Source organism: Bifidobacterium pseudolongum subsp. pseudolongum DSM 20099, from assembly GCF_000771225.1.
GTDB lineage: Bacteria > Actinomycetota > Actinomycetes > Actinomycetales > Bifidobacteriaceae > Bifidobacterium > Bifidobacterium pseudolongum.
Genome location: NZ_JDTZ01000002.1, coordinates 27231 through 50576, shown reverse-complemented (window position 1 = coordinate 50576; position 23346 = coordinate 27231). Strand labels below are relative to the sequence as shown.

At 64.1% G+C, this 23346-nt stretch carries 21 protein-coding genes; 13 read left to right on the top strand and 8 right to left on the bottom strand.

Annotation, left to right across the window (positions count from 1 at the left end; genetic code table 11):
* Window positions 1-146: 146 nt before the first annotated feature.
* The 3 genes from OU02_RS00295 to OU02_RS00285 all read right to left on the bottom strand — a co-directional run bounded on the left by OU02_RS00295 (window position 147) and on the right by OU02_RS00285 (window position 3241).
* Window positions 147-935: a DUF4191 domain-containing protein gene (locus tag OU02_RS00295; RefSeq protein WP_033488267.1), complete on the bottom strand. Its 789-nt coding sequence runs from the start codon at window positions 933-935 to the stop codon at window positions 147-149.
* An 88-nt stretch (window positions 936-1023) separates the two neighbouring features.
* Complete coding sequence (lpdA, locus tag OU02_RS00290) at window positions 1024-2499, bottom strand: dihydrolipoyl dehydrogenase (protein WP_033488266.1); 1476 nt, start codon at window positions 2497-2499, stop codon at window positions 1024-1026.
* A 136-nt stretch (window positions 2500-2635) separates the two neighbouring features.
* Window positions 2636-3241, bottom strand: coding sequence for a DUF3043 domain-containing protein (locus OU02_RS00285; protein WP_026643305.1), 606 nt, complete (start codon window positions 3239-3241; stop codon window positions 2636-2638).
* A 100-nt stretch (window positions 3242-3341) separates the two neighbouring features.
* Here OU02_RS00285 and OU02_RS00280 point away from each other — a divergent pair, with 100 nt between their 5' ends.
* The 3 genes from OU02_RS00280 to OU02_RS00275 all read left to right on the top strand — a co-directional run bounded on the left by OU02_RS00280 (window position 3342) and on the right by OU02_RS00275 (window position 6174).
* Window positions 3342-4709 carry a dipeptidase gene (locus OU02_RS00280; protein ID WP_033488265.1) on the top strand — a complete coding sequence of 456 codons (1368 nt, stop codon included), beginning with the start codon at window positions 3342-3344 and terminating at the stop codon, window positions 4707-4709.
* Window positions 4710-4758: 49 nt separating this feature from the next.
* Window positions 4759-4920, top strand: coding sequence for a hypothetical protein (locus OU02_RS08795; protein WP_155270059.1), 162 nt, complete (start codon window positions 4759-4761; stop codon window positions 4918-4920).
* Between the two features lie 111 nt (window positions 4921-5031).
* Window positions 5032-6174 (top strand): sensor histidine kinase, encoded by a 1143-nt coding sequence (locus OU02_RS00275; protein ID WP_033488264.1) that lies wholly within the window; start codon window positions 5032-5034, stop codon window positions 6172-6174.
* 9 nt (window positions 6175-6183) lie between these two features.
* On the opposite strand, the gene OU02_RS08975 is transcribed toward OU02_RS00275, so the two are convergent.
* On the bottom strand, window positions 6184-6792 hold the full coding sequence (locus OU02_RS08975) for a hypothetical protein (protein ID WP_238551884.1): 609 nt from the start codon (window positions 6790-6792) through the stop codon (window positions 6184-6186).
* Between the two features lie 215 nt (window positions 6793-7007).
* Window positions 7008-7643 (bottom strand): response regulator transcription factor, encoded by a 636-nt coding sequence (locus tag OU02_RS00265; RefSeq protein ID WP_160248836.1) that lies wholly within the window; start codon window positions 7641-7643, stop codon window positions 7008-7010.
* A 685-nt stretch (window positions 7644-8328) separates the two neighbouring features.
* On the opposite strand from OU02_RS00265, the gene OU02_RS08000 reads away from it, so the two are divergent.
* The 4 genes from OU02_RS08000 to OU02_RS00245 all read left to right on the top strand — a co-directional run bounded on the left by OU02_RS08000 (window position 8329) and on the right by OU02_RS00245 (window position 13416).
* On the top strand, window positions 8329-9081 hold the full coding sequence (locus OU02_RS08000; protein ID WP_225531478.1) for a hypothetical protein: 753 nt from the start codon (window positions 8329-8331) through the stop codon (window positions 9079-9081).
* A gap of 6 nt (window positions 9082-9087) precedes the next feature.
* Window positions 9088-9699: an ABC transporter ATP-binding protein gene (locus OU02_RS00255; RefSeq protein ID WP_033488262.1), complete on the top strand. Its 612-nt coding sequence runs from the start codon at window positions 9088-9090 to the stop codon at window positions 9697-9699.
* Between the two features lie 9 nt (window positions 9700-9708).
* Window positions 9709-10794, top strand: a complete 1086-nt coding sequence (locus OU02_RS00250) for a hypothetical protein (RefSeq protein WP_033488261.1) — start codon at window positions 9709-9711, stop codon at window positions 10792-10794.
* Window positions 10795-10920: 126 nt separating this feature from the next.
* Window positions 10921-13416 (top strand): ATP-binding cassette domain-containing protein, encoded by a 2496-nt coding sequence (locus OU02_RS00245; protein ID WP_033488260.1) that lies wholly within the window; start codon window positions 10921-10923, stop codon window positions 13414-13416.
* Between the two features lies 1 nt (window position 13417).
* Here the strand turns inward: OU02_RS00245 and OU02_RS00240 are convergent, their stop codons facing one another.
* The 3 genes from OU02_RS00240 to OU02_RS08965 are packed head-to-tail and all read right to left on the bottom strand — an operon-like array spanning window position 13418 to window position 15383.
* Entirely contained in the window at window positions 13418-14122 is a 705-nt protein-coding gene (locus tag OU02_RS00240; RefSeq protein ID WP_033488259.1) for an ABC transporter ATP-binding protein, read from the bottom strand.
* Between the two features lie 44 nt (window positions 14123-14166).
* Window positions 14167-14802 (bottom strand): hypothetical protein, encoded by a 636-nt coding sequence (locus tag OU02_RS09180; RefSeq protein ID WP_052110221.1) that lies wholly within the window; start codon window positions 14800-14802, stop codon window positions 14167-14169.
* Entirely contained in the window at window positions 14775-15383 is a 609-nt protein-coding gene (locus OU02_RS08965; RefSeq protein WP_241434865.1) for a hypothetical protein, read from the bottom strand. The genes OU02_RS09180 and OU02_RS08965 overlap by 28 nt, the downstream gene beginning before the upstream one ends.
* Before the next feature lie 251 nt (window positions 15384-15634).
* Between OU02_RS08965 and OU02_RS00225 the strand changes: the two genes are divergently transcribed.
* The 6 genes from OU02_RS00225 (at window position 15635) to argJ (ending at window position 23344) form a co-directional block, all read left to right on the top strand.
* Window positions 15635-16504 (top strand): TrmH family RNA methyltransferase, encoded by an 870-nt coding sequence (locus tag OU02_RS00225; RefSeq protein ID WP_033488258.1) that lies wholly within the window; start codon window positions 15635-15637, stop codon window positions 16502-16504.
* 40 nt (window positions 16505-16544) lie between these two features.
* A complete protein-coding gene (gene pheS / locus OU02_RS00220) occupies window positions 16545-17636 on the top strand; it encodes a phenylalanine--tRNA ligase subunit alpha (protein ID WP_051918198.1) in 1092 nt (363 codons plus the stop codon).
* Between the two features lie 6 nt (window positions 17637-17642).
* Window positions 17643-20252, top strand: coding sequence for a phenylalanine--tRNA ligase subunit beta (pheT, locus tag OU02_RS00215; protein WP_033488257.1), 2610 nt, complete (start codon window positions 17643-17645; stop codon window positions 20250-20252).
* A 29-nt stretch (window positions 20253-20281) separates the two neighbouring features.
* Entirely contained in the window at window positions 20282-20974 is a 693-nt protein-coding gene (locus OU02_RS00210) for a DUF4190 domain-containing protein (protein WP_051918199.1), read from the top strand.
* Between the two features lie 106 nt (window positions 20975-21080).
* Complete coding sequence (argC, locus tag OU02_RS00205; RefSeq protein WP_033488256.1) at window positions 21081-22175, top strand: N-acetyl-gamma-glutamyl-phosphate reductase; 1095 nt, start codon at window positions 21081-21083, stop codon at window positions 22173-22175.
* The gene (gene argJ / locus OU02_RS00200) at window positions 22172-23344 is read left to right on the top strand and encodes a bifunctional glutamate N-acetyltransferase/amino-acid acetyltransferase ArgJ (RefSeq protein WP_033488255.1); all 1173 of its coding nucleotides are present in this window, start codon (window positions 22172-22174) and stop codon (window positions 23342-23344) included. Before argC ends, argJ begins: the two co-directional genes overlap by 4 nt.
* The last annotated feature ends 2 nt before the right edge of the window (window positions 23345-23346 follow it).

Below are 23346 nucleotides of genomic sequence, written 5' to 3'. Positions count from 1 at the left end.
CGTGCGAATGCTGCAAAACATTGGTAGTGCGCGGTTTTCTCAGTGTTGGCGTGGCTGTGTGGGCGACTTGCGGCCCCGTTGCGCAATATGGACGAGGCCCCGATCCGGTGGGGGTCGGGGCCTCTGGGATGCTTGGGGCTCAGGCGTCAGCGGCCACGCATGGCACGGCGGCTGACCTTCTGCGTGCGCATCGGGTCCATGCCCTTGGGAATGCCCATGCCGTTCTTGCGCTGCAGGGTGTGCAGGCGCTCGTTGAGTGTGGTGAGCTGGTCCTTGCTCATCATGAACCGTGTGCGCGGGCGCAGTTTGCGCATGAGCGCGTTCTTGTGCGTGCTGGGAAGGTAGGTGCGCTTCTTGATGATGGTCTGGCGCAGGTCCTTGAGGCGCACCTGCTTGGGGCTGGTCCCGACGCAGATGCGGTAGACGGGGATGTCCGAACCGGCGGTCACGCCCTTGATCTGCTTTTCGAGGCGGTCCATGGCGCGCATGACACGTCCGTAGTCGCCCTCACCGACCAGATAGATGCCTTGATAGCCGGTGCCGCGCCACACGGCGTCCTTGGAACGCGGGTCGACCCACACCGGCTCCTGCGGGAAATCGAATCCGGCGCGCTTCATGTTGCCGAGCACGCTGATCGCGGCGCCCGGATGGCCTTCGAGCTGCTTGAATCCCACCGCGTCGGCGCGGCGTGTGAGCACAATCGTGAATAGCAGCAGGCCGATCATGAGGGCGAGGATGATGGATGTGATCCACGCGAACCAACCCCAATGGAACACAAGGCCCAGCACCACGCACAGGATGACCGGCGCGATGAATACGCCGCCGCACAGCCACGGCAACGCCTTGTCTTCTTTGTAGGTGAACGCGAAGATCTGCTTCAACTGGCTGAACATGCCGCGCTTCTTCTGCGCAGGCTGTGCTTCCTTCGATGCCATGGGCTGCCTCTCTATGTGCTCTACTGTGATGTCACGACGAACATACTGTATCAGTTGACGTGCCCGCCGCATGGCGCGGCGGTGCGGTTCAGCGCGTATGCAGGGGGCGTCCGTCCGCTTTGAGCAGCGTCTCGCCGATCATCTCGCTGAACGTGGGGTGCGGGTGGATCGCATTGGCGGCCTCGTGCAGCGGGATGTGGTTCGCCACGATCTGCTGCGCCTCGGCGATCAGGTCGCTCGCGTCGGGCGCCACGACGTGCACGCCCAGCACGGTCTGCGTGCCGTCGCCGTCGCGCAATGCACCGGTGACGATGGAGAACGAGCCGCCCATGCCGCTCATGACCATGCGCGCGTTCGCCATGACCGGGAATATCGTCTCGTGTACGTCGGCGTACCGCTCGTCCGCCTGCGCCTCACGCAGCGTCAGGCCGACCGTCGCGAATTCCGGCGTGGAGAAGATCACGCTCGGCACCGTATGCTCGTCGACCGGCTGCGGGTCGAGGCCGCCGATAGATTCCGCAATCACCAATCCTTGGGCAAAGGCGCGGTGCGCGAGCAGTTGCCCGCGCGTCACATCGCCCACCGCCCACACATGGTCGAGATTGGTGCGCCCATACGCGTCGGTGGGAATCATGCCGTCGTCGTCCACCTGCAGCCCGCTGCTCGCGAACCACGGCGCCTGCGTGTTCGGCGTGCGGCCGATCGCGACGAGCGCGAGCTCGGAGGCGAAGGTCTGCTCGCCGCCGTCGGCCGTGGTGTAGTGCACGACCGCGCCCAGGTTCTCGCCGGTGTCCACATGCGTGACCTGCGCGTTCGCGACGATCGTGATGCCGAGCCGCTTGAGTTCGCGGTTCAGAGCGAGCGCGGCGCGGCGGTCGCTGTGCGAGAGCACGTTGCCGTGGCGGATGAACAGCGTGACGTCGCAGCCCGCCGAACGCCACATCGACGCGAATTCGAGCGCGACGGCCCCCGAGCCGATGATCGCGGCGCTGTGCGGGAACGTGTTGAGTTCGAGTGCGTGCGTCGAATCGATGACCGCGGCGCTGAACGGCGTGCCGGGCAGGGGGCGGGGGGAGGAGCCGGTGGCGATCACGACGTCGGTGGCCTGGATCTCCATGTGCTCGTCGACGTCTTCGAAACCGCCGTCCTCCGCATACCGCCGCACATGCGCGTTGTCGTCCGAGGGGTCGACATGCACGGTGCGGTCCGCGTCGAGCGATGCCTCGCCTTGGTAGACGGTGATCTTGCGGAACGCGACCAGGCCGCGCAGTCCCTGCGTCATCGTGTCCACGGTGTGTTCGCGGTAGTCGCGCAACTGGCCAAAGTCGATCTCCTCCAGCGAGGACACGATGCCCATCTGCGTGCCGTGGCGCATCGTGTCCAATGTGCGGGTGGCGGTGATGAGCGCCTTCGAGGGGATGCAGCCGCGGTTGAGGCATGTGCCGCCGAGCGTGGCGTCACGCTCGACCATGACGACGCTCTTGCCCAGTTGCGCCGCCCTCAATGCGGTGGCGTACCCGCCGGGACCTGCGCCGATGATTGCGATATCGAACTGTTGTGCCATCGTGCTCCTTTGTGGGATCGACCCGGACCCGAAAAACGGCCGGCTGCCCCTGATTGTAGTCGCAGTACAGGGTTCAAGAAAGGGCGGTCCGATCGCACACGATCGGACCGCCCTGAAGCGAATGGGTGCACAGGCGTTACTTCGGCCAGTGCCCGCGCTTCTTGTAGCGCGGTTTGGGAAGACGCCAGCGGCGCAGCTGGATCGCGCGGCTCCACGCATAGGAACCGGTGCGCATGCCTTTGGCCACGGACTGTTCGCCGTACTTGGCGATCAGGAGCTTCTTGAGTTTGCGCCACATCACCACCACGTCGATGACGATCGCGAACAGGTACACATACAGAACCGTCATCAGGATCAGTGTGACGACCGGGTTGGGGTAGACGGCGGTGAGGATCACCGACGCGATCAGGATGACGAGCGCGACCGGAATGAAGAACTCGCCGATGTTGAAACGCGCATCGATGTAATCGCGCGTATAGACGCGCCACGGCAGGCGCTCGGCCTTGGGCATGTGCTGCAGGTCGCCGGTGCGCATGGCCTCGTATTCGATGTTCTCGCGCTCGCGGATGCGGGCCTTGGCGCGCTTGCGCTGCTCCTTGCTGTCTTTGGGCACGAGCGGGCGGAGTTTCTGAGCCTGGGCCTCTTTGCGCTTAGGGGTGGGGCGGCCCTTGCCCGCCTGTTCGCTCTGCGCTTCAACCTTCTGTTCGGAAGCGGAATCCTTGTCTTGCTTCAACACTGCCATGGTTCGCAAGCGTACGGGAATCCGTAGACGCGCCCCAAGTCATTACAATGGCTCACGGACACAGATTCGAGACCGTCCTGATACAGGGAGGAACCAAGGCATGATCCTGACCGCAAAAGAAATACGCAACCGTGTGGACGCCGATTGGAACGGCATCCTCGACGTGGTGAAGCACCGCATCGCACTGAAGGCCATTTCCTCGCAGGGCATCGCCGGTGACCATATGCGGCGTTCCGCCGAGTACGTGGCGTCGCTGCTGCAGGAGGTGGGCGTGGACGCGCGGGCGGTCCAGGCCACGGGCGCGGATGGGCAGCCCGGCGCGTGGGAGGTCATCGGGTCGCTCACCGTCGATCCCGAGGCGCCGACTGTGCTGCTGTACGCGCATCATGACGTGCAGCCGGTGCCCGATGCGGGCGAATGGGACACGGACCCCTTCACCGGCACGCAGGTGGGTGACCGTCTTTACGGCCGCGGGGCGTGCGATGACGCCGGTGGCATCGCCATCCACTACGGCGCCCTCAAAGCGCTGGGCGACGATCTGGGTGTGAACATCAAGGTGTTCATCGAAGGCGAGGAGGAGATGGGCAGCCCCAGCTTCATCCCGTTCATCCAGGAGCACCGTGACGAGTTCGCAGCCGATGTGATCATCGTGGCCGATTCAGGCAACTGGGCCCCGGACGTGCCGTCGCTGACCACGAGCCTGCGCGGCAATGCCACATGCGATGTGCACGTGAAGGTGCTGGACCATCCGGTGCACTCGGGCCAGTACGGCGGCCCGGTGCTCGACGCCAACACGCTCGCCGCGATGCTCATCGCCTCGATGTACAACAAGCATGGCGAACTCGCCATCCCCGGTCTGGACGGTGGGGAACCAATCGGCGGTCTGGACCGCGATATCGAGGAAGTGGACATGCGCGCCGACAGTGGTGTGGTCGATTCGTACCGGCTCGCAGGCACCGGCTCGCTCGCCTCACGCCTGTGGACCAAGCCGAGTGCCACGGTCATCGGCTTCGACGCGCACCCCGTGGACGGGTCGTTCAATGTGATCAGCCCCGAAACGCGGTTCCGCATCAGCCTGCGCGTGGCCCCCACTCAGGAGCCGCACGCCGCGATGCAGGCAATGGTGACGTTCCTTGAATCGCATGCGCCCTTCGGTGCCGAGGTCCATGTCACGCCGCTCGACGAGGGCATGGGCTGGGCCATGGACCCGCAGTGCGAGGCCACCCGTGACGCCGAGGAGGCGTTGCGTGAGGCCTTTGGCGTCAATCCGGTGAACAAGGGCGAAGGTGGCTCCATCCCGTTCATCCCCGAACTGCAGCGCATCTTCCCCCATGCGCAAGTGCTCGTGACGGGCCCCGAAGACCCCCAGTCCAACGCGCACAGTCCCAACGAGTCCGTGAGTGTGTCCGGCCTGCGCAACGACGTGGTGGCGGAGGCGCTCCTGCTCGACAAACTCAACCACCGCTAAGATGGGATGATGCATCCAATAACCATGTGAGTACAGGAGGACATGCATCATGGGCATCTCATCATTCATTGTGACCATCGCGCTTGTGGCGACCACCGCCGTCGCACCGGCCGCTCCGGCCGACATGCGTTCAGTGGAACTGGGAGAGGGCGGCAATCCGTCCATGGTGGAATATTGTCCCGATTGGGCTCATAAGTTCGGGTTGTGCTAGGCGCCGCCTCTGGCTCGACCGAAGTAGGGGAGAGCCCTTCCTGTAGATTGGGAGGGATTCTTTTCCCCCCCCTACCATGAGAAGGCAACGATATATTCTAGGTGGCAGACCATGAAACAGAAACTCATCGATGTTTTGAACCACATCCAGCATCCCTATCTTTTCCTGGTCATCGCGATGTTCTCGTGTATGCTGCAATTCGAGATATGGAGCTTTGGCAAAGCCAACGGCGCCGCAATCATCACCGCCCTCGTCATCGTGCAGGTCTTGGCGGTCACATGCTACTGGTTCCCCGTCCAGGCCGCGCTCGCCATCCTCGTGTTCAATGGCATAGGTGAATACGCCATTGCCGGGTATGGGGTGTTCACGTCGTACATGCTGCTCATGGCGTTGCTCATCCTGAGCTATAAACTGAGCAACCGTGGCGCCATCGCCGTGTATGTGGCCATAATCTGCTACACCATCCTCGAAGGTGTGCTGCGCTCTGAGTTCATGCCTGCGCAAACGGTGTTGGCATTTTGCGCCGGTTACACGCTCATCGCCGTTCTCGGACGCTTCTTCCGGTGGAACAGCGAACGCAACCGCAAGTATCGCCAGTTGTTGCGTGTGCAATCCGAACTGCGCATCCTGCGCCGCGACCAGATGCTCGCCGCGCACATCCACGACACCTTGTCGCAGAAACTCTCCGCCATCTCGATGATCGCCCAGTGCCAACACACTGCTGATGGCGAGGATGCGGATGCCTGGCGGCGGATCCTGGAATACAGCAGCGCCGCCCAGCTGGACATGCGCACACTGATCCGCCAATTGCACGAAAGCGGCGAAAGCGAGGAACTTCAGTTCGATGCGTTCACACGGGACCTGCGTGCGGAAATTGACGAAGACGAACAATACCTGCGCGACAACGCCTTCCAAGGGCATACTGAGGTGCGCATCGATGAGCACGCGGCCACAACGCGCGTCCTCCAGACCTCGTCGGTCGCCTTGATGGTGGTGCATGAGATCTACACGAACATCTTCAAACACGCCGATTCCGCACAGCCGTATGCGGTGTCCATCGCCATCAGTGCAGACGGCATCCGTATGGATGCGCGTAACACCATCGCCGCTGAGGGCCAAGTGGTGGAATATGGCGGCAGTGGGTTGCAGTCCCTCACCACCGTGATCCGTGAACTCGGTGGCACACTGGTTGGGTCAGCGGATGGGGTCCAATGGCGTACACGGGCGTTCATTCCGCTGCAGGAGGCTGAATAGGCCGCCCTGTCAGCCTAGTGGTTTCCATATCTCCAACCGGGGTTGGAGCAGTGTCGGTGCGGTTGTGGCCATGCAGGTGAGCGTGTCGCTGTCGTTGATGTTGAAGCTGAACCGGTCGAATGCGTGTTCGCTTGTATCATTCATATACAAGTCGGACTCCTTCCGGTACTGGTCCATCGTATAGCTCTGCGGCACCAGGTTCTTGCGGTGCAGGCAATCGACCAAAGCCACCTCGGGATCGCCGTAGAACTCGGGATTGCCGAGCCGTGTCCGGTATGCCAAATCGATGGCAGCAACCCGTGATGTTCGGCATTCACCGATGTCGTCATTCAGTTTGCGGTCTTGCTCTTCTGTCAGACCCTCAGACGATACGTATGCCGGTGCGAAGTAGATGCCGTTGGTGAGGTTTTGCGGTGGTTTGGTGTACCCTTTATCTACCAAGCACTGCCTGTAGGACTCCCATGCCGCACTGTAGGAAGCATACGGAATCTCCCCATTGTGCTGCAACGCAGTACGTAGGACATTCTTCTGTGCCTCGTCGTATTGGTCATCATCAAGCAATGAATCGATAAGGTCGGTCATTCCGCTTGCAAATTTTCCGGTATCGACTCCTGTCATGGCATTGTTGGATTCGGCTTCGCTCTTCGAACAGGACGACAGACTGACAACGGAAGCGATGATTGTGATTATTGACAGTACCTTGTGAATGCTTCTCATGATGCCCCTCAAATGGTGACTTCTTCGTCGAACACAGTCTGGACATCTCACTGTACCCGTTTCTGGGAAGACATGTGGCAAACCGTGCGGTGTAGTCGGCAAAAGACTACACATCCTTATTCGCCCCGTCTGTTGCGCCATGCGATGATAGCCTCGACCTGTGTGCGCACGCCCAGTTTCGTGTAGATGCGCTGCGCATAGGTTTTGATGGTGGATTCGGAGGTGTTGAGCCGTTTGGCGATCCATGAGGATGACTTGCCCAAATCGATCCATGTCATGACTTCCTCTTCACACGGTGACAGCATGACCACGCGAACTGGGTTCACCTGCTGCTCCTCACTGAGGCGGCGGTGGGCTTCGTCGGCGCTTTCCGTGGAGAAACGCGCGTCGTTGGGTATCCGGCATTCACAGAGCGCCATGACGGCTTGGCAGATGTCCTGCGGCCTGTCCTTGGGCAGCAGGCATTGAGCCCCGCTATCCATCATGGCGTCATGGAAGCGGTCGAGGATGAACGAAGTCACTCCCACAAGCACGATCTCGGTATCGTTGGTGCGGATGCGCCGGCAGACCTCGCTTCCGGTCATGCCTTCCAAGGAGGCGTCAACGATGAGCGCGTCCGGTGTGGTGGCGGGTGCCGAGCAGAGGGACACCGCCCTGTTCCCATCGGTCTCTTTCCAGATCACCTCGCTCTGCGGCAGATAGGTGCGCACCACATACTGCAAGGCGCCTAAGACAAGGGCGTCGTTGTCCACGATCCCGATTCTGATGTGTTTTCCCGGATAGCGCATTATTCCCCCTTCTGAACATGTCCCATCATACCAATGGAGACGGTGCATGCAGCGGCACATGAATGCGGAGCATCAGAGTTGTCTTCGCTGTTGGTTTGAAAATCACCGCCATACGACTCAATAAAGCGCGCAAGTGACTATCTGTTGTCATCTAAAGACGACAACAACGCCTGTGGCACGGAAAATCCCGTGAGGCTCTCTATGCTTGGGGTGGTGCTAGGCATACACATAACGAGCATGCCGGTTGCGTTTTGCGGGAAGTATACGTGAGACTGGATATGCACTGTGGCATACCGCGAGGCAGGGGAGGGGCCATGACGAGGAAACAGCAGCACAATGGCAAGCGCAGAGCCGCACCCGTGTTGACTTGGGTGTTGCTTGCGGCGATCACCGCCGCCGCGCTTACGGTAGGGGCATGCGCATTGTGGTTGCCGGACCGCGCACCCTCGGTGTTGAGTGCCCCAAGCATGGTGGAATCGGCGCCGGCCAGCGTGCAGGAGTACTCCGGCACACAACAGGTGAACGTGGTTCCCACGGTCTCCGGCAACCGCGACCTGTTGGGCAACGCCAGCGGCACTGTGACCGAGAACTGGACGGGGGAGAGCTGCGTTCCGGTACACGGGCCTATCAGGTCAACGACCGGAACATCGTGGCGCTGCACACGGCGACACCCCTGTACCGTGACCTCAAGGTGGGGGACAGGGGAGAGGACGTCCGTTCGTTGAATGACGAGCTCGGCAGATTGGGCTATGACAGCGTGCCGCAATCCGCGGAATACAACTGGAACACCGGCAACGGGTGGCGGCAGCTCATGGTGGATGTGGGCAACTCGGACGGCGTTGCGCCAGAAGACATGGACATGCGTCTTTCGGACACCATGTGGATTCCCGAGGATGTGGTGAACGTACGGGACTGGACGGCGGTCCAAGGCAGCAATGTGCAGGCGGGAGCCGCATTGGGGATGGTGCCAGGCGGGTTGGTGAAGCTCGCGATCCGCAACGGTTCCCCTTCCGACAAGGAACGCACACTGACGGTGTTCGGCGTTGCGGCGCCACTGCCCGCAGGCTCCACGGAGATCACCGATGCCGGTCTGCTCGCACAGATCGCCGCCACCGAAGGCTACCAAGGCAAGACGCCGGAGGAACGGGCCGCGGGCATGGACGCCCAGCTCACGCTAAACCAGGCCATACAAACACTGCGGGTGCCCGCCGGCGCCGTGTTCGGCACCGATGGGGCCTCGGCATGCATCGCCACGGGCACGGCGCGATCGCCCAAGACGGTACCGGTGCGCATCATCACGAGCGAATTGGGCGCGTCGCTTGTGCAGCCTGAACACTTGGACGTCAAGGACGTGCATGATGTGCTGATCGGCCCCACGCTGGCCACATTGCAGTGCGGGTGATCGGCCATGCGGTTGGTAGTGCATGATTTGGCCCACCGGTTCCCCGGAACCGACCTGCTGTTCGAACATCTTGACATGACCGTGGACCCCGGGATGACGGTGGCGGTCTGCGGGCCGTCCGGATGTGGGAAGTCCACGCTACTGTCGATCCTGGCCGGTTGGGAAAAGCCCTATGCGGGCAGCGTGGAGCGCATTGGCATCGCCCGGACCGGCTGGGTGTTCCAGAACCCGGTGGGTGTGGCGCAACGGAGCGCGTTGGACCACGTGGTGTTCCCGCTGCTCGCCAAGGGGTTCAGCCGTGAGGAAGCGGAACCACAGGCCTTGGAGGCGATGGGGCTGTTCGATCTTGACCATGCGGCCGGCCGGCGGTTCAGTGAGCTGTCCGGAGGCGAGGCGCAACGGCTCATGCTGGCGAGGGCCGTGTGCTCACGACCCGACATGCTGCTTGTGGACGAGCCAACGGCCCAACTGGACACACGGACCGCGCATTCGGTGAGCCACGTGCTGGGCAACCTCGCCAACCAAGGCATGATCGTGCTGGTGGCCACCCATGATCCCGACACCAGGGACGCCTGCGACCATGTGGTCGATCTTGCACACTACGCACCCAATGGATGAAGGGGGGACATGAGACTCAGGTCGATACTCTCCGAGGCGATGCGCAATGTGGGCGCCGGCAACGCGCACGCATTGGCGTTGTTCGTCGCCGTGCTGCTTGGTGGCATGCTGCTCGGGGGATACGAAGCCTACACGGTGGTGGCGATGGAACATGAGGCCATGGCACGCGTGCAGGCCATGGCCGACGTGGATACGGTGGTCGGCGGCACCGTGGACGGTGGTGCATGCGACCGGCTCGCCCAATCGTCAGGCGTTCCCATCGCGCAATCGGGCGCCGTGCGCACCGGCGAGGAGATCACGCCATTGTCCACGCCGAACAACGCCCTGCAATCATTCGAGGTCACACAAGGCATGCTATCGCTCATCGCGTCGAACGGCGCCGTCGCCTCGCCGATCGACACGTCGGGGATCTGGGTGTCGACCGACGTGGCGCGTGACTTCGGGCTCACGGTCGGCTCCACATTGGCCACGGACCATGGCAACGCCACCGTGGCAGGCGTCTACCCATGGCCCAACGATGGGCGTGACACCCGTTTCGCCTACGCGTTCCTTGTGCCACGCGCCGCCGCCCTAGGCGACTACAACGAATGCTGGATACGCCAATGGCCGCGTTCGGAACCGGCGAGCAACCTGCTGTACTCCACGCTGCGTGTGGGCAATGGGCAGAACCAAGCCGGTGTGGTCGCACTCAACAAGAGTTTCGACGCGCACTACGACCCCTACGCCACCTACATGGCGCGCACCACCCGTTGGATCCCGTTCCTCGCGGCGCTTCTGGGCCTTGCCATCGGTGTGATCGCCGTGCGCATGCGCAGGCTCGAATACGCCGCCGCGCTGCATTCGGGGGAGTCAAAGCCGGCGCAATTGCTCGGCATATGCGTGGAGACGCTCGTATGGGCCGGATTGGCCACGGCGGGCTCATGCGCGCTCATCGCCGCCTATGGTGTGCGCATGGCCGTCGGGGATACCGCGGTGGTCATCGCGACCGCATGCCGTGCCCCACTGGCGTTGCTGTGCGCCGTGGTGCTTGCGGCGCTCGCCAGTGGCCTGTGTGTGCGGCAGTCGCAATTGTTCCGCCTGTTCAAAGGCCGGTGAGCGGGACATCTGGCCCCAGACTATGCTTACCGGTCCTCGGCCTGTCTTAGACTCGGAACTCGACACGGGGGCTGATGCGCGCGGCGCATCGGCATATCCACCACCGCAAAGGAACACGCAGCAACCATGACCACTCCAGCATCCGCAGCACACGCCGCCTCGATACAATTCCGCGATTGGGGCTACCGGCATGCCTCGCGCAACCATTTCGCCGTGCGCAAGCTCAACCTCACCATCAAGGCCGGCGAGCGCGTCCTGCTGCTGGGCGCTTCCGGCATCGGCAAATCCACGATCCTCGAAGGCGTGGCCGGCCTGCTCGGCGACGAATCCGCCGCACAGACCGCGGCGCAAGACACCGGCGTGCAGGTCGAAGACGCGGACGGCGGCGTCACCGAAGGCGAGATCCTCATTGGCGGCGTCGAAACACACGCCGCGCGCGGCGCCGTGGGACTCGTGCTGCAGGATCCGGAGGCGCAGGCCATCTTCCAGCGTCTCGGAGACAATGTGGCGTTCGGGCCGGAAAACCTCGACGTGCCTCGTGAGCAGATCTGGCCACGTGTCGACGATGCGCTCGCCGCGGTGGGCATGGGCGGCCTGCAGCTCGACCGCTCGGTCATGCATCTGAGCGGCGGGCAGATGCAGCGGCTCGCCCTCGCCGGCGCGCTCGCGATGCAGCCGCGTGTGCTGCTGCTCGACGAGCCGACCGCCAACCTCGATCCCGACGGTGTGGCGCAGATCGTCGGCGCCGTGGGCGATGTGCTCACGCGAACCGGCGCGACGATGGTGCTTGTCGAGCACCGCGCCGACCGGTGGGTCGACATGATCGACCGCGTCGTCGTACTCGGCCTGGAAACCGAACATGACGCGCGCCAAGTGGAACAGCACGGGTTCGAAGAGGAGATCGACCGCAGCACGTTCCGCAACACCGTGGTCGTGGCCGACGGCACGCCCGAAATAGTGTTCACCGACCCCACACTCGACTTTGCGCAGCTCGGCATCTGGGTGCCCGAACGCTTCCGCCGCGCCGAAGACGAGATCACGCGCATCCGCACCGACGGCGAACCTGCATACGAGCCGGCCGATGGCACAGGCGAACCGGTGCTCACGACCGACGACCTGGCGATCGGCCGGGACGGCAATGCCATCGCCGAACACATCAGCCTCGCGTTCCGCCCGGGCCAGATCACCGCGCTCGTCGGCGCGAACGGCGCGGGAAAATCCACCCTGTCGCTCACCCTCGCCGGGCTCCTCGAACCCATCACCGGCCGCGTCGTCGCCGGAGCGGCGCTCGCCCCCGACGCACAGCACCCGTGGCCGGTCGACTGGACGTCACGCCAGCTCGCCTCGCGGATCTCCTACGTCTTCCAGAACCCCGAGCACCAGTTCGCCTGCTCAAGCGTGCTCGGCGAAGTCATGCTCGGCCCCACGCGCACCGGCGTGGACGAACAGACGGCCCGCGAGCGCGGCATGGAACTGCTGCGCCGGTTCCACCTCGACCAATACGCGCGGATGAACCCCTACACGCTGTCCGGCGGCGAAAAGCGGCGTCTGACCGTGGCCGCCGCGCTCGCCGCCGCACCGCGCGTGCTCATCCTCGACGAGCCGACCTTCGGGCAGGACCGGCGCACATGGATGCAGATCGTGCGGCTCATCCACTCCCTGCGCTCCGACGGCGTCAGCATCATCGTCGTCACGCACGACCGCGAGCTCGTCACCGCGCTCGGCGCGCGCGTCGTCGAACTCGTGCCGCACGACGCACACGGTGAATGGGTTGCGGCTCCGCAGTCCGCGCCCGCCGCGCACTCCACTGACATCGAGGTCAGCGCGGTCAACGAGCGCGAAGACACGATCAAACCGGCGAGCAGGTCACCCCTGCTCGCCTCGATCAACCCCGTCTACCGGTTGGGCGGCGCGTTCCTGGCGTCGCTGCCGCTGCTGCTGAGCCTCGACTGGGTCTCCGCGAGCGTGGCGCTCGGGCTCGAGGTGCTCATCCTCATGGCCATCGGGTTCACGCCGTGGCGCATCGTGCGCTCCACGTGGCCGATCTTCATCGGCGCGCCCGGATCCGCCTTGGCGGTGCTGCTGTACGGCAAATCAGGAGGCGGCACATGGTGGCACTGGGGGTGGATCACCATCACCGACCGTTCCGCCGAACTGGCGCTCGCCACGGCGTTGCGCATCCTCGCAATCGGCATTCCCGCAATCATCGCCGTGCTCGGCATCGACGCGACCGATCTGGCGGACGGGTTCAGCCAGCTGTTGCACCTGCCCGACCGGTTCGTGTACGGCGGGCTCGCCGGCATGCGTCTGTTCTCCGTGCTGCAGGACGACTGGGCCGCACTCACCGCGTCGCGCCGGTCGCGCGGACTGGGCGACGACAGCAAATTCAAGTCGTTCTTCCCGCAGGCCTTCGCGCTGCTCGTGCTGTCGATACGCCGTTCCACCACGCTCGCCGTGGCCATGCAGGCGCGCGGGTTCGGCTCCGACGAACCGCGCAGCCACGCGCGCGTCAGTGTCGTACGCGCGCGCGACCGCTGGTTCCTCGTGGTCTGCCTGCTTATTCCGGTGGCCGCGCTCACGGCCGCCCTATGCGCAGGCACATTCTCGTTCTTCGGCAACTGACCTACCGTTGCGCCGGGGCCAGCCGCAGCACCGCGTCGGACATCTCGGCGATCTGCGGGCTGTGCGTCACGATGATCACGCAACGGCCCTGCTGGTGCGCAAGGTCGAGGAAGATGCGCATGATGTCGTCCTGCGTGGCCGGGTCAAGGTTGCCGGTCGGCTCGTCGGCGATGATCACCCGCGGGTCGTCGCTCAGCGCGCGGGCGATCGCCACGCGCTGCTGTTCGCCGCCCGACAGGTGCAGGATGCGCTCGTCCGCATACCGCTCGGGCAGATGCACCTGCTTGAGCAGGTCGAGCGCGATCTCGCGTTTGATCCGGTCGAACCGTTTGCCCGAGGCGTCCATCGTGAGCATGATGTTCTCCAGCACGGTCAATCCGGGCAGCAGGTTGTAGCTTTGGAAGATCACGCCGATGTCACGGCTGCGGTACCAGTAGCGGTCGATCGACGCCAGGTCGCGTCCTTCGAAGAGCACGGCGCCGCCGGTCGGCGTCGTCAAACCGCTGATGAGCGAGAGCAGGGTGGTCTTGCCCGCGCCCGAAGGTCCGACGATCGAGGTGACCTGCCCTGCGGCGAAGTCGTGGCTGATATGGCTGATGACGTCGGGTCCGCCCTTGGCGTAGGCGTAGCTCACGTCGTCCAACGCGAGGATCGGGGTGGCGGTTGCGGATGTATTCGATGATGGTGCGGAAGATGGTTGTGCCATGGTGACAATCCTTACTCGTGATGGTGGGTGTGGGTGGTGTGCGCTCAGGAGCGGTCGGCCAGAATCTGCAGGGGTTCGTAACGCATCACGAACACGGCGGCCACAAGCGAGGCGAGCAGGGTCAGGCCAATGCCGATGAGCAGCATCCAGCCGATTGTGGCCCAGTTCACTGTGGCGTTGACCTTGGAGACCATCTGCGTGGCATGTCCCCACTGCTGCGGGGCACCGTTGCCTTTCTGCGGAGCGTTGGGTAGGCCGTCCTGAGAGGATCCGCCCTGCGCCGAACCGCTCGGCGGCTGTATGTCACGGCCGAACTGCGCGCGCTGCTGTTGCTGCTGCTCGGCCTGCGCCTCGACTTGGGAGGAGAGCAGCGAATTCGACACAGGGAACGATGCCGCGGCACCGGCACCGACGCCGAGCAGGGTCTTCGCGAATTTCGCTAGGTTGTCCAACGGCACGAGGCTCGCTTCGTATGGTTGGACGTCAGCGGACGAGACGGTGTATGCGTCGTCCAGACCGGCCGTCCGGACGTTCTTGACGAACCGGTCGTACTGTGCCTTGCCGTCGAAGACGTAGGTGTAGCTCAATTGCGCCGCCTGCGTCTCGCGGGTGTCGCCACGCGCGTCGGTGACCTCGATCGTCTTGCCACTGGTCAGGCCCAGTGTATCGAGCGTGGACACCGAGGTGTAGATCGCGTTCGCGGGGTCATTTGCGGTGGGGCCATGGGTCCGCCCGTCGGCATTGTGTTCTCGGCGGTGTTGCGGTAGATGCCGACGATGGTGAACGTGTAGGTCGTGGTGTCGTCGGTGATGTCGGCGACCTTGAAGGTGTCACCAATCGACTGGTCCTCTTGGCTTGTCACGGTGGCGTTGGAATCCACCGGCTCGATGCCGTCGTCCACGGCGGCGGCCGAAGCTGTCTCGGTGTAATACGATGAGGCGACGCCATACGCCGTTTTGTCGTATTTCTGGTAATCAGCGAGGGTGAGTTGCTTGCTGGTCATCGCCTCGCGCATCGACTGTATGTCCACGCCGCCGGACTGCGTGTCGCGGGCCTTGCCGATCATCGCACTGTGGTCGATCGAGATCTGCGCGCTGATTGTGGTGTCGTCCAAGGCTGAGGTGCGTGCGCGTTCCGCGGCCTGCACGATTGCGAGCGCCACGGCCGCAGCCGCGGTGATGATGGCGATGATGAGGATCATCAACGCGTTTCGGCCTTTGTTGCGCACCACGTTGTGCAGTGCGTTCCTGACTATGAGCATGGTCGGTTCCTTTTGTGATCAATCGATGGATGGGGTGGGCCTGCGCCTGGGCGCTGCATGTCGCAGTGCAGGGCATATGCCCGGAGCGTAATCAGCGTTGGTGTGATTGCGCTTTGACGCCACTGCGATTCGACTCGGTACTTCGTGGCCGCGTGCTGAACGCTCGCTGGGAGTTTTTCTGAAAACAGGTGGTTGATGGGTGAGATGACGGAAGGCCGACGCTTGCCCCGCGCTGGCGGTAGGGTGGGCATATGCCGATTGATGCAACTGTGATGACCAATGTCAAGGCGGACCGTGTGCGCCGCACGGCCGATCTTTCCTCCCGCAAACACCGTGAACGCAGCGGAAGGTTCCTTATCGAAGGTCCCCAAGCGGTGCGTGAGGCGCTCACCTGGCAGCCTGGCGTGGTGCGCGACCTCTATGTGGCCGTGGATGGCACCGAACCCGACGCCGGATTCGCCAACCCCACCGTCGCCTCGCTCGCTGGCCTGGCCATGGGGGAGGGCATCTACGTGCATAAGGCCACACCGGATGTGGTGGCACATATGAGCCGTGACGCCCAAGGCGTGGTAGCTGTGGGTGACCTTGAGGCGTGCCGTGCACGGCTCACCCAAGCGCCGTCCACGCCGCGCCCGTTCATCGCGGCGTTCTGGCAGGTGCGCGACCCCGGCAACGCGGGCACCGTCATCCGCAGCGCCGATGCCGCCGGGTGTGACGCCGTCGTCATGGTCGGGTCATGCGTGGACGTGTTCAACCCCAAGGTCATCCGTGCCACGACCGGATCGCTGTTCCATCTGCCGGTGCTCGCGATGGATGAAAACGCGTTCTTCGTGTTCTGCGCCGACCACGCCACCACCGTCATGGCCGCCGACGTCTATGGCACGGAAGGCAGGCCTCCGGAAAGCCTGCCCGATGTGGTGCGCGAAGGCGCCGCGCTGGACGGCTCGATTGCGGTGTTGTTCGGCAATGAGGCACGAGGACTGGATCCTGTCCTGCTCGAACAGGCGGACATCATCACCTCGATCCCGATCTATGGCAAGGCCGAATCGCTCAACCTTGGCACAAGCGCCGCGGTGATGCTCATGACCTTGGCTATGTCGAGTCGTATTGAAAGAATGTGAAGTCGGTAAATCGTTGGAATGACGCGTTTTCGCGTCTCCGATGCATGTGACGGAAAGGTATCTCGTGGCACAAGGCACACAATTTGATGCCGATGCGGTAGCCAAAGCGGTTGCCGAAGGCATCGCCGCAATAGCACAGGCCTCCAGCATGGAGGAACTCAAGGCGATCAAGACGCAATACGCCGGCGCCCAATCCGCGATGACCCAGGCCAGCAAGGCCATCGGTTCGCTCGACAAGGACCAGAAGAAAGAGGCCGGCAAGCTCATGGGCAAGCTGCGCGCCGACTTCGGCCGAGCCTACGGCACGAAGGAAGCCGAGGTGAAAGCCCAAGAGGAAGCCCGCGAACTGGCCGCCGAAACCGTGGACATGACGCTGCCGGTACGCCGCAACCCGCTTGGCGCGCGCCATCCGCTGCCCAAGCTCATGGAAGACGTCGAGGACTTCTTCGTCGGCATGGGTTGGCAGATTTCCGACGGTCCCGAAGTGGAAACCGAATGGTTCGACTTCGACGCGTTGAACTTCGGCCCCGACCATCCGGCACGCCAGATGCAGGACACGTTCTATGTCAAGGGCAACCAGTCCAAGGATGCCGCCGGGTTTGTGGGCTCCAACATGGTGCTGCGCACCCAGACCTCGTCGGACCAGGTCCGTGGGCTCATCGCCCATGGTGTGCCGCTGTATATCGCGTGCCCCGGCCGCGTGTTCCGCACTGATGAGCTCGACGCGACCCACACACCGGTCTTCCACCAGGTCGAGGCGCTCGCCGTGGACAAGGGCCTGACGATGGCCGACCTCAAGGGTGTGCTCGACAAACTTGCCGTGGCCATGTTCGGCCCCGAAGCCAAGAGCCGTCTGCGCCCCAGCTACTTCCCGTTCACTGAGCCGAGCGCCGAACTCGACCTGTGGTTCCCCGACAAGAAGGGCGGCCCCGGTTGGATCGAATGGGGCGGCTGCGGCATGGTCAACCCGAATGTGCTGCGCTCCGCGGGCCTCGACCCGGACGTGTACACCGGCTTCGCGTTCGGTGTGGGAGTCGAGCGCACGCTGCTGCTGCGCCACGATATCAACGACATGCACGACCTGGTCGAAGGTGACGTGCGATTCAGCGAACAGTTTGTGATGGGGGAGTGATTCGAGATGCCCATGGTAGATATTGATTGGTTGCGCGACCACGTGGAGGTGCCCGAGGGGCTCACGTACGAGCAGCTCGCGAAGGACCTCGTGCGTGTCGGACTCGAGGAGGAGGAGATCCACCAGTCGCAGGTCACCGGTCCAATCGTGGTAGGCTACGTTGTCGACGCCACGCCCGAACCGCAGAAGAACGGCAAGGTCATCAACTGGTGCCATGTGGACGTGGGCGACGCATACAACAGCGTCGACGAGCAGGGCAACAAGGTGCCGCGCGGCATCATCTGCGGCGCACCGAACATGAAGGCCGGCGAGAAGGTCGTTGTCACGCTGCCCGGCGCCGTGCTGCCCGGCGACTTCCGCATCGAACCGCGCAAGACCTACGGCCACATCTCCGATGGCATGTGCGCCTCGGAACGTGAGCTCGGCCTCGGCGACAGCCACGACGGCATCATCCTGCTGCGTGACTACGGCTTCACCCCCGAGGAATACGAGGCGCTCAAGCCCGGTGACGACGCGATGCACCTGCTGCACCTCGACCAGCCGATCCTCGAGATCAACGTGACTCCGGACCGCGGTTACGCGTTCTCCTACCGCGGCATCGCGCGCGAATTCCACAATTCCACGGGCGCCGAGTTCACCGACCCGGTCGGCGAGCTCAATGCGCATGTGCCGCAGATCGAAGAACAGGCCGAAGGCACGACGCACGACATCGACGTGATCATCGACGATGAGAACCCGATCCACGGCGTCGTCGGCTGTGACCGCTTCTATGCGCGCGCCGTGCATGGCTACGACGCCGCGAGCAAGACACCGAACTGGATGCGCCGCCGCCTGACGCGCGCAGGCATGCGTTCGTTGACATTGCCGGTCGACGTGACGAACTACGTCATGCTCGATCTGGGACAGCCGATGCACGCCTACGACCTCGACAAGATCGAGGGGCCGATTGTCGTGCGCCGTGCGCGCGCTGGAGAAACGCTCACCACGCTCGACGGCAAGGACCACGACCTCGACCCCGAGGACCTGCTCATCACCGATTCGCCGAATGGCGAACAGGGGTCGCGCATCCTCGGCATCGCCGGCGTCATGGGCGGCGAATACGGCGAGGTCACCAGTGAGACAACGAACATCCTGCTCGAAGCCGCACACTTCGATCCGATCTCCGTGGCGCGCTCCTCGCGCCGCCACAAGATCCCGTCAGAAGCCGCCCGCCGTTTCGAACGCGGTGTGGACGACCAGATCCAGCCGGCCGCCGCGCAGATGGCATGCGACCTGCTCGAGGCCTACGGGTCGGCGACCGCCTCGCAAACACCGCGCGACGTAAACAACACCAAGCGCCGCCAGCCGATCGTGTTCAAGGCGAACGAAGTCAAGCGCATCGCAGGCCTCGATCTGGACCTCAACGACATTAGTGCGATCCTCACCGACATCGGTTGCACCGCCGCGGGTGGCGGCAACGGTGAATTCTCCGTCGTGCCGCCGTCGTGGCGCCCGGACCTGAACGAGCCATGCGACCTTGTCGAGGAAGTCGCGCGCATCTACGGGTACGACAAGATCCCCGTGCATGTGCCGCACGCGCCGGTGGAAGGGCATGTGGGCCTCACCGCCGACCAGCTCCACAAGCGTCAGGTGGCCGACGAGCTTGCCGAATACGGCATGGTGGAGACACTGAGCTACCCGTTTGTGGGCCCTGCCGACTACAAGGCATTCATGATCGACCCCAAAGAGGTGGAGCCGGTGAGCGTGGAAATCGTCAACCCGCTCGCCGACGACCGCCCGTACCTGCGCCGCCAGATCCTGCTCACGCTGGCGCAGACGGTGCAGCGCAACATCCGCCGTGGCCTTGACAACGTGGCCTGCTACGAGCTCGGCCACGTGTATCTCGCCTCGCCGGACGCCCCGGCGATTCCCGCACTGCCCGGCGGCGTGCGTCCCACGCCTGAACAGCTTGCCGCACTCGACGCCGGCCTGCCTGACCAGCCGCTGCATGTGGCCGGCATGATGACCGGGCTCGCCGAAGACGACGGCTGGCTTGGCGACCGCCGCACCGTCGACTGGAGCGACGCCGTCGAAGCGGTACGCCGCATCGCCGCGCGCCTCGGCGCCGATGTGACCTTCGACCAGCCCGCCGCGCAGGATGTGCCTGCGCAATGGCACCCCGGCCGCAGCGCCCATGTGGTGGCCGGCGGCAAGCGCGTCGGCTTCGTCGGAGAGTTGCACCCCAAGGTCGACGACGCGCTCGGCATGCCGCACCACACCGCCGCCTTCGAACTCGACCTGACCGCGCTGTTCGGCACCCTGAGCAACAAACCGGTGCAGGCCAAGCCGATCTCCACGTTCCCGCCGGTCAAGCAGGACCTCGCGTTCACGGTGCCCGACACGGTGAGTGCGCATGATCTCGGCGAAGCGATCCGTGACGCCGCCGGCGACATGCTCGAGTCCATCGAACTGTTCGACGTGTATACGGGCGATCAGGTGGGCGAAGGCAAGAAGTCGCTCGCGTATGCGGTCACGTTCCGCGCGCCGGACCGCACCCTCACTTCCGAAGACAGCGAGGAGATCCGCCAGCGCATCGTCGACAAGGCATCCGAACTCGGTGCGCAACTGCGCGCCTAGTGCACACCAACCACCAAACGAACAGGACCATGATGAGTCAACCGGACCAGTATCCATCGTCGCAGCCGCAGCAGGGGCCGAACGGGGCCAATGCTGCTCCGGTCGACTCATCCGGCCCTGCAGCCGGCACACAAGGGGCCAGCCAGCCGAGATACGGGCAATATCTGCGCCCGGCGTACGGCGCGATGGACAACCAGTTCCCGCAGGACTACGACCCCTACATCTTCGGGCGTCCCGACCCCGAGCCCCAGCCGGCGGAAGCAACGCAAGCGGGGCCGACGCCGGCAGTGCCGCAGCCGAACCAGGCGCCCACCCAACCGTGGGCCGGGCAGCAGGCGCAGGCGCCGCAAGCACCCGGCGCCACCCAGCAGGGCAGCAAATACCCGCGCTACGTCAACGGCATTGACATGGAGGACCCCAACCAGAACATCTTCTACGGGCGGTGGGACGCCGGCGCGATCATCGCGTTCGTGTTCGCGTTGTTCTTGCCCGTGCCGATCATGCCCGCGATCCTGGGCGCACTGAGCATGCGCCGCACGCGCATCATGCGCATGAAAGGGTATGGGCTCGCCCTGGCCGCGGTCATCATCAACGTGCTCTACACAATCGCGTTCGTGTGGCTCATGATCAACGGCGTCTCGATGGACGACGTGATGAACCAGATGCTCCAGTCGCTCAATTCCTCCACGTCCGGCGGCTCCGGCGACTCCGTGCAGGCGTGAGCGGCGCTCGGCGACACGCACAGACGGCTCCCCAAGAACGTATAGTTATGCATTGTTCTGCATAAAGTGTATACTCGGCAGCTAACCAAGCACAGAGGAGCTGACCATGGGCAAACATACCGTCGCCGTCGCAGGCGCCACCGGCTATGCCGGCGGTGAGATGCTGCGTATTCTGGCTGCGCATCCGGACTTCGAGGTCACCACGGTGGCCGGGCATTCGTCGGTGGGGCAGCCACTGGGCGCCTTCCAGCCGCATATTCCCCAATTGGCCCACCTGATCGTCGAAGACACTACACCCGAGGCGTTGAACGGGCACGATGTGATTGTGCTCGCCTTGCCCCATGGCGCATCCGGCGCCCTCGCCGCACAGCTCGACGACGACGCGGTGATCGTGGACCTGGGCGCCGACCACCGCCTCGAACAGCAGCAGGCGTGGGACGACTATTATGGTGGCGCGTTCTACGAGCATTGGGTGTACGGCATGCCCGAACTCATTCTCGGCAAGGATGCCAATGGCGCATACCGGCGCCAGCGCGAGCGGCTCGCGCTGGCCAAGCGCATCGCCGGTCCCGGTTGCAACGTCACCGCCGTCACCTTGGCCATGCAGCCCGGTATCGCGAACAACCTCGTCGTGCCACACACGATCGTCGCCGATCTGGCCGTCGGGTATTCCGGGGCCGGCAAGAACCTCAAGCGCACCAACCTGCTCGCCTCCGAGGCGCTCAATTCGGCGGTACCGTATGCGGTGGGCGGCACCCACCGCCACATTCCCGAAATCCTGCAGAACTTCGCCCACGCCGCCGGTCTGGACGCCGCGGCGGCCGGCGAGTTCACCCTCGCGTTCACCCCGATGCTCGTGCCGATGTCGCGTGGCATCCTCGCCTCGGTGAGCGCGAAACTCACCGACGCCGCCATGGACCTGACCGACGAGCAGATCCATGCCATATGGACCGGCGCATACGAGGGCCAAGGGTTCATCAGCGTGCTCGCCCCCGGCGCCATGCCGGCCACGCAGAACGTGCTCGGATCGAACGCCGCGCATGTGCAAGTGGCCGTGGACCGGCGCAGCCGAACCCTGCACGCGTTCGCCGCGATCGACAACCTCAACCGCGGCACAGCCGGCCAGGCGGTCGAATCCCTCAACCTGGCCTTCGGACTCAATGAGGAAAACGGTTTGACGAAGATTGGAGTCGCACCATGAGCGTGACATTCGCGCAAGGATTCTCAGCGGCCGGTGTCGAAGCCGGCATCTCGGCTACACCGGGCAAGAAAGATGTGGCGCTCGTCGTGAATGAGGGGCCGCTCACGGCCGCCGCCGGCGTGTTCACCACCAACCGGTTCTGCGCCGCGCCCGTGCAATGGTCGCGCAAGGCCGTGGCCAACGGTTCGCTCAAGGCCGTCATCCTCAACTCCGGCGGCGCCAACGCATGCACCGGCGAAGCGGGGTATGCGCAATCCGTGGCAACCGCACATGAGGTGGCCGGGCTGCTCGGCACCGAAGACGGCGAAGTGGCCGTATGCTCCACCGGTCTCATCGGTGAACTGCTTCCGCTCGACAAGGTGCTTGACGGCGCCGCGCGCGCCTTCGCCAAGCTTGAGCCGACGATGGCCGCCGGCGAGGACGCCGCCCACGCGATCATGACGACCGACACCAAACCCAAGACAGTCACACGCATGGGGTCGAACGGATTCCGTGTGGGCGGCATGGTCAAGGGCTCGGGCATGATCGCCCCACAGCTTGCCACGATGCTCTGTGTGGTCACCACCGACGCCGTGGTGACAGCCGGCCAGCTCCAAGCGGCGCTGGGAGCGGCGGTCGACACTTCGTTCAACCGCATTGACGTGGACGGTTGCATGTCCACCAACGACACCGTGCTGCTGCTGGCCTCGGGAGCCTCGGGCATCGAACCCGACCCGGATGAGTTCAACGACCTCATCGCGAACTGCTGTGCGAGCTTGGCCCGCCAGATCATCGGTGACGGCGAAGGCGCGAGCCACGACATCCGCATCACCGTGGCCGGTGCCACAAGCGAGGATGCGGCGCTGGCGTGTGGACGTGCGATCGCGTCGTCGAACCTGCTCAAATGCGCGATCAGTGGCAACGACCCCAACTGGGGGCGCATCGTCAGCTCACTCGGCACCGTGCCGGTGGATGTGGCGCCCTACGACCCCGACGCGGTGACGGTCGATGTCAACGGCGTGCGCATCTGCGATGGCGGCAAACCTGGCCGCGACCGCAGCGAGGTCGACATGACGCCACGCCAGATCGACATCGACGTGGACCTGCATGCGGGCACAGAGTCCGCCACCGTGTGGACCGACGACCTGACCCACGAATACGTGCACATCAATGCGGACTACGAGAGCTGAGG

Coding starts and splice junctions, on each gene's coding strand:
- OU02_RS00295 (WP_033488267.1), bottom strand. CDS start 935: ATGGCATCGAAGGAAGCACAGCCTGCGCAGAAGAAGCGCGGCATGTTC.
- lpdA (WP_033488266.1), bottom strand. CDS start 2,499: ATGGCACAACAGTTCGATATCGCAATCATCGGCGCAGGTCCCGGCGGG.
- OU02_RS00285 (WP_026643305.1), bottom strand. CDS start 3,241: ATGGCAGTGTTGAAGCAAGACAAGGATTCCGCTTCCGAACAGAAGGTT.
- OU02_RS00280 (WP_033488265.1), top strand. CDS start 3,342: ATGATCCTGACCGCAAAAGAAATACGCAACCGTGTGGACGCCGATTGG.
- OU02_RS08795 (WP_155270059.1), top strand. CDS start 4,759: ATGGGCATCTCATCATTCATTGTGACCATCGCGCTTGTGGCGACCACC.
- OU02_RS00275 (WP_033488264.1), top strand. CDS start 5,032: ATGAAACAGAAACTCATCGATGTTTTGAACCACATCCAGCATCCCTAT.
- OU02_RS08975 (WP_238551884.1), bottom strand. CDS start 6,792: ATGACAGGAGTCGATACCGGAAAATTTGCAAGCGGAATGACCGACCTT.
- OU02_RS00255 (WP_033488262.1), top strand. CDS start 9,088: ATGCGGTTGGTAGTGCATGATTTGGCCCACCGGTTCCCCGGAACCGAC.
- OU02_RS00250 (WP_033488261.1), top strand. CDS start 9,709: ATGAGACTCAGGTCGATACTCTCCGAGGCGATGCGCAATGTGGGCGCC.
- OU02_RS00245 (WP_033488260.1), top strand. CDS start 10,921: ATGACCACTCCAGCATCCGCAGCACACGCCGCCTCGATACAATTCCGC.
- OU02_RS00240 (WP_033488259.1), bottom strand. CDS start 14,122: ATGGCACAACCATCTTCCGCACCATCATCGAATACATCCGCAACCGCC.
- OU02_RS08965 (WP_241434865.1), bottom strand. CDS start 15,383: ATGCTCATAGTCAGGAACGCACTGCACAACGTGGTGCGCAACAAAGGC.
- OU02_RS00225 (WP_033488258.1), top strand. CDS start 15,635: ATGCCGATTGATGCAACTGTGATGACCAATGTCAAGGCGGACCGTGTG.
- pheS (WP_051918198.1), top strand. CDS start 16,545: ATGCATGTGACGGAAAGGTATCTCGTGGCACAAGGCACACAATTTGAT.
- pheT (WP_033488257.1), top strand. CDS start 17,643: ATGCCCATGGTAGATATTGATTGGTTGCGCGACCACGTGGAGGTGCCC.
- OU02_RS00210 (WP_051918199.1), top strand. CDS start 20,282: ATGATGAGTCAACCGGACCAGTATCCATCGTCGCAGCCGCAGCAGGGG.
- argC (WP_033488256.1), top strand. CDS start 21,081: ATGGGCAAACATACCGTCGCCGTCGCAGGCGCCACCGGCTATGCCGGC.
- argJ (WP_033488255.1), top strand. CDS start 22,172: ATGAGCGTGACATTCGCGCAAGGATTCTCAGCGGCCGGTGTCGAAGCC.